This window comes from Desulfosporosinus sp. I2 (assembly GCF_000960765.1).
In the GTDB taxonomy this organism is placed as follows: domain Bacteria; phylum Bacillota; class Desulfitobacteriia; order Desulfitobacteriales; family Desulfitobacteriaceae; genus Desulfosporosinus.
On record NZ_JYNH01000213.1, the window covers coordinates 1 to 5650 of the forward strand.

Genomic DNA, 5650 nt, shown 5'->3' on the forward strand with positions numbered 1-5650 from the left:
AAGTACTCGTAATTAATCCAGGTTCAACATCTACAAAAATTGCAGCCTATGAGAACGAAACTTGTCTTTGGAAACATGGAATTGATCACCCAGCCGATGAAATTAACGCTTTTTCTCGGGTTGAAGATCAATACGAGTATCGAATCCATCAAATTTTACAAGTGCTTGACGATCGAGGAACTTCGTTAAACGATTTTAAGGGAATTGTGGGAAGAGGTGGTTTACTTAAGCCTTTAGTCGGGGGTACCTATTTGGTGGATGATCGCCTTGAGGCTACGTTGCATAATGCGCCCGGAGGGGAACATGCTTCAAATTTAGGCGGGATTATTGCCTATCACTTAGGGCGAAGGATCAATGTCCCAGTTTATTTAGTGGATCCTGTGTCAGTGGACGAAATGGAACCAGTAGCGCGGCTTTCTGGACTTCCTGAATTACCCAGATTAAGTCAATCCCATGTCTTAAACATGAAGGCGGTTGCTCGTAAAGTTGCGCTTGAGCTAGGCAAAACCTATCAGGAAGTAAACTTAATTATCGCGCATTTAGGTGGAGGAATTTCTGTCGCTCCTCACCGTAAAGGGAAAATGATTGATGTCAATAATGCTAATAATGAGGGCCCATATTCAGTTGAACGTTGTGGTACATTACCTGCCTTTCAGCTGATAAAACTCTGCTATTCTGGAACCTATTCAGAAAAAGAGATGCTGACTAAACTTTTAAAAGAAGGCGGAATGTTTGCTTACCTTGGGACCAAAGATGGACGAGAAGCTGAGAAACGGATGAATGATGGAGACCTTAACGCCAAACTTGTTCTTGAAGGATTATGCTATCAAGTGGCCAAGGAAATTGGTGCGATGGCCACGGTTTTGGCAGGAGAGGTCGATCGCATTGTCGTAACCGGTGGACTTGCTCATTCTGAATTTATCACTCAAGAAATCATTCGTCGTGTCTCCTTTATTGCTCCTGTACGGATAATGCCGGGTGAAGAAGAGATGGAAGCTTTGGCCTTGGGTGCTTTAAGGGTCCTGCGAGGGGAAGAAAAGGCACTTACTTATGAAGCCTATGCGTGAAAATTAGAGGGGATAAGCCATTCGAATAGATGGGGTGTGAAAAGTGCGATTTAGCGGATTTGAGTCTCTGCACGACAAGGCGAAGAGCCTGGGCCGGGCGAAAGTTGCAGTGGCTGCTGCTGCGGATAAAGAAGTGTTAGAAGCTGTCAAGTTAGCGGATAAAGAAGGACTGATAACCCCGATTCTGATTGGAGATGTTAATCAAATCAAACAATTGGCTCGAGAAATCGGGTTCAGCTTAGAAGGGGCTGAACTGATGGATGAAATTAATCCCGTGGCAGCCGCCAATAAGGCGGTGGACACAGTGATTAATGGGCGAGCCCATTTAATTATGAAAGGATTTGTCAATAGCTCAGATTTTTTACGTGCAGTGGTTAGGCCTGAACGGGGCCTGAGGACTGGGCGTTTGCTTAGTCATCTTGCTGCATTTGAGGTGCCGGGGTTTTCTCGTTTGCTGTTTGTAACGGATGGAGGAATGAATATTGCTCCAACCCTAGCACAGAAAAAAGAAATTCTGGACAATAGTTTGCTCTATTTAAAGAGTATCGGGATGGATTTGGTCAACGTTATTGTTTTAGCTGCCAATGAAGTGGTCAGCCCAAAAATGCAGGCGACCGTAGATGCTCGAGCTTTAGCTGAGATGAATCAATTGGGAGAATTCCCAGGCGCGATCGTGGAAGGCCCACTAGCTCTGGATGGAGCGGTGAGTGCAGCAGCCTTGAAGCATAAGGGGCTTATCAGTCAGATCAATGGGGCTGTCGATTTGTTCTTAGTCCCTACCATTGAGGTAGGAAATGTCTTAGGGAAATCCATGGTTTACTTTGCCGGGGCGACCATGACTGGGATTGTGCTTGGGGCGAAAGTTCCGATTGTAATGACTTCTAGGAATGATACCCCAAGAAGCAAGTACATGGCCTTAGCTATGGCTGCTTTGAATCGATAGGAATCAATGTATAAAAGGGTGAATCTGGAATAATTTCCGGGTTCACCCTTTTTGCTCAGATAACGAAGCACTAAATTCTTATGTCCACTTCTTATATCTCTTCTATAGTTTCCGAATTCTCAGAGCTATCTTGCTCCTTCAAACGTCCCGCCCGTCGGACTGCATCACGGAGTAAAAACTCAATATGGGCGTTGGCGCTACGAAATTCATCGGATGCCCAGCGTTCTAGGGCTGCATAAAGTTTTGGATCAAGTCGTAAGGGAAACTGTTTTTTGGTCGCCATACTAATTAATACATCGTTCCCGTATTAATGACCGGTTGAGTGGCGCGTTCGGAAACGATTGAGACAAGGAGATTGTTAACCATAGCGGCCTTGCGTTCTTCGTCAAGTTTAATGACCCCATCTTTCTCGATACGTTCAATTGCCATCTGAACCATGCCTACGGCACCCTCAACAATGATTTGGCGGGCGGATAGAATGGCAGAAGCTTGTTGTCTCTGTAGCATCGCACCTGCAATTTCAGTAGCATAAGCCAAATGAGTAAGACGAGCTTCAGTCACTTCGACACCCGCCTGTTTAAGACGTTGTTGGAGTTCGTTCATTAGTTCGGAGGAAACTTCTTCAGGGTTTCCTCTGAGAGAAAAGCCTTTTCCTTCAAAGTTGTCGTAGGCGTATCGTGTAGCCACGTGTCGTAATGCGGTTTCACTTTGTATTTCCACAAATCCTTCATATTTTTCAACATCAAAAATTGCCTTAGCGGTATCAATGACCCGAAAAACGACGACGGCAGCAATCTCAACGGGATTACCTTCGATGTCATTGACCTTAAGAGTTTTACTATTGAAATTTCGAACCTTTAACGAAACCCCTTTGCGTATGGCAAAAGGGACACTTAGCCATAGCCCAGGTTGACGGATTGTACCGATATAGTTCCCGAAAAAGACTAAAGCATAAGACTTATTAGGCTGAACGACTAAAATACCTGATGCTAAAATAACGGCTAAGATTACAATAGGAATTCCCACCAAGTTTTCTTGAACGAGTAAGGCAATTCCGCCGATCATGAGGGCGAGCATAAGAATTAAGGCAAGATAACCGTTGACGGCCCACGCTTTCTTTTCGATCATATTGATAATCCTCCCTTAGATTTAGATTGCGCTATAGTTTGTGAGTTGAGCAACAAGTTTCGATACCAATATGATATCATTTTAATATTAAGGTGTAAAGAAGTTTAAGGCGGATCAAGTGGCTACCTTCGGATGCACAACTCCTATGCAACGGGCCGGGCAACCGAAAGAATTGGCTCCGGCATATGTTTTCTTGGCCTCGGAAGATTCTTCTTATATGTCCGGCCAGATGCTCCAGATCAATGGGGGCACAATCATTAATAACTAAAAATAAATTAAATTTGTTAAAACATAGTTTTTAATTTGAGAGAATGTCACTTTGAAATTAGTAGAATGTAGCAACTTAAACGTAGGATTTTTCACCGTAGAACAGGCAGGTAGGTCTCTTTCCTTTGATAGATCAAATTGGGTACTAAACTGCTTAACCACTCGTTTTATACGGGTGGTTTTTATTATTCAAGTTAATTTTGACTTATCTAAGTATATTTAAGTCGAAATGAATTGATTTAGAAAATTCTTAGAACTAGACCAAACCAATTTTTATAGAACTAGGGACAAAGAACTAGTCTGATTTCTGATCATAGGGGGATGGTTTAAGGCCTTTTTCAAATTCGTTTTAATTTCATACTGGTTTAGAGGTGAAAATTGAATTGTGGCATAATAATTGCATTTTAGCCTTTTGTTATGATTTTATTCGACATAAAATGTAAGATTTGTGAGGTGATCAAAAAATGGAGTTTGATGTATCGAGAATTAATAAATTATACAAGCAGGATAGGGGGTTAGTTTTTGTCTTTATCCTATTTGTATGGGCAGTTCTAGGTTTTGTATTAAAGAACGTTTTGAGTTTGGCTATGAATGATTTAATACGGAATGTTGCTTTAGTTGCAGGGCTATTGGCTGGAATATTTGTGACAAGTGCTTTAGTTGCTGTATTGGCTCATCTCAAGAAAAATCGTATTGCCTTATATAGCGAAGAATTACATAATACCACGATAAAAGCTTGAGATAATTTTTGTCTGGCTTGAGATAGGATATTACTTCAAAGCTGGAGCTTTTTAAGGAGGGAGAGTCGATATTGAAAGTTGATAAACAGAAAAAACCTGTCAACAGTCCTTTAATGGAAGTATTTGATGTCATGTTCATTATGTTACTATGTTTTGTTATACTTCTTTCAACTATGTTGATGAGGGGTAAGGTGCTAGTAGGTTCAGGTTCGACCGGGGGGATGGATTATTCCTTCAATTTGCCCATATTCCTAATGTTAGTCTTGGCTTTAGCTATTTATTTGGTCTATGTGTTTTCTAGTTCCAATAAGGAACTTAAGGCCATGATAAACAATCTATACAGTGAAGTTCATAAAAAAGGTGATAAGAAAGTAAGCTGAAGCAAAATTCCGGGACGGAGGTTACACAACAGTGAGTATATGGGAATTAATGAATTGGGTTGCTTGGGGTTTATGCGCAATCTTGTTGATAATTATGGCGCAAGACTTTATCCGTGTTGAAATGAGCCGCAAAGGAGGGGGTAAGTCTTGAATGATTCAATGGGCATTCAACAAGAACAGCATCTTTCAAAAGTCCTTGGTCCAATGCATATTTGGGCACTAGGTGTCGGGATTGTTCTAGTCGGAGAATTTATGGGCTGGAACTTCACGGTTGCAAAAGGGGGTTCGATGGGAGCCATCATCGCCTGTTGGGTCATTGGGATTTTATATATATCCCTAGTTATGATTAACACAGAGATCGGGTCAGTCATTCCGGAAGCAGGTGGTCAATATGCAATGGCTAAATACCTTCTGGGTCCACTGGCTGCTTTTAACATTGGACTAATGCTAGTGTTTGAATATGTAATGCTTGAAGCTGCAGATGCCTTGGTAGTTGGAGCTATTTTGCAGTCGATTAATCCGGCGATTCAGAGCTTGCCATATGTGATTTTAACGTTATTATTATTAACTTATCTCAATTATCGAGGAGTCTATGCGACCTTAACACTTAATTTCTTTATTACAGCGATTGCCTTTGTAACCATCTTTGTGCTTCTCTTCTCTACTAATTTTCAGATCCCGTCGCAAAGTATTCTCAGGCTCTCCGAATTAACCAATGGATTACCCTATGGTTGGATTGGAGTTGTAGCTGCTCTTCAATTTGGAATTTGGTTTTTTTTAGGAATTGAAGGAACCGCTTTAGCAGCTGAAGAATGCCGTTCAACCGCTCGCTCACTTCCCATGGGCACCTTGATCGGAATGGTAACCTTGCTCGTTGGGGCAACTGTAACGTGGTTCGTTTGCTCTGGCTTAGTTGAAGCGGGAACTCTCGGGGAGTCTGTTTACCCTCTTTATGAAGCAGCTCTAGCGACAAAAATGTCAGGGGTTATCGTCGTGATGTTTATTGGCACAATTTTAGCCTGTATGGCGAGCGCAAATGGGTGCATCAATGATGCCAGTAGGGCTTGGTTTTCAATGTCCAGAGATACCTTGATTCCTAGTGCTTTTTCAGCAGTCCATCCAAAA

The 5650-nt window shown here is 42.0% G+C and carries 7 protein-coding genes and 1 pseudogene; 6 read left to right on the forward strand and 2 right to left on the reverse strand.

Annotated elements, in window-relative coordinates:
- Together buk and UF75_RS24500 are read left to right on the forward strand one after the other, a co-directional pair.
- Positions 1-1067, forward strand: a 1067-nt coding sequence (buk, locus tag UF75_RS24495; RefSeq protein ID WP_156146606.1) for a butyrate kinase, incomplete at its 5' end; no start/stop codon positions are given.
- 43 nt (positions 1068-1110) lie between these two features.
- On the forward strand, positions 1111-2010 hold the full coding sequence (locus UF75_RS24500) for a bifunctional enoyl-CoA hydratase/phosphate acetyltransferase (protein ID WP_045577134.1): 900 nt from the start codon (positions 1111-1113) through the stop codon (positions 2008-2010).
- 91 nt (positions 2011-2101) lie between these two features.
- On the opposite strand, the gene UF75_RS24505 is transcribed toward UF75_RS24500, so the two are convergent.
- A complete protein-coding gene (locus tag UF75_RS24505) occupies positions 2102-2293 on the reverse strand; it encodes a hypothetical protein (RefSeq protein WP_045577135.1) in 192 nt (63 codons plus the stop codon).
- A gap of 5 nt (positions 2294-2298) precedes the next feature.
- On the reverse strand, positions 2299-3138 hold the full coding sequence (locus tag UF75_RS24510) for an SPFH domain-containing protein (protein WP_045577136.1): 840 nt from the start codon (positions 3136-3138) through the stop codon (positions 2299-2301).
- A gap of 115 nt (positions 3139-3253) precedes the next feature.
- Here UF75_RS24510 and UF75_RS27760 point away from each other — a divergent pair.
- The 4 genes and pseudogenes from UF75_RS27760 to UF75_RS24525 form a co-directional block, all read left to right on the forward strand.
- Positions 3254-3406, forward strand: a pseudogene (locus UF75_RS27760) (SDR family oxidoreductase); the annotation flags it as partial.
- A gap of 463 nt (positions 3407-3869) precedes the next feature.
- On the forward strand, positions 3870-4145 hold the full coding sequence (locus UF75_RS24515; protein WP_045577137.1) for a hypothetical protein: 276 nt from the start codon (positions 3870-3872) through the stop codon (positions 4143-4145).
- Between the two features lie 71 nt (positions 4146-4216).
- The gene (locus UF75_RS24520; RefSeq protein WP_082075333.1) at positions 4217-4525 is read left to right on the forward strand and encodes a hypothetical protein; all 309 of its coding nucleotides are present in this window, start codon (positions 4217-4219) and stop codon (positions 4523-4525) included.
- A 147-nt stretch (positions 4526-4672) separates the two neighbouring features.
- A partial coding sequence (locus UF75_RS24525) for an amino acid permease (protein WP_242860419.1) occupies positions 4673-5650 on the forward strand: 978 nt, incomplete at its 3' end.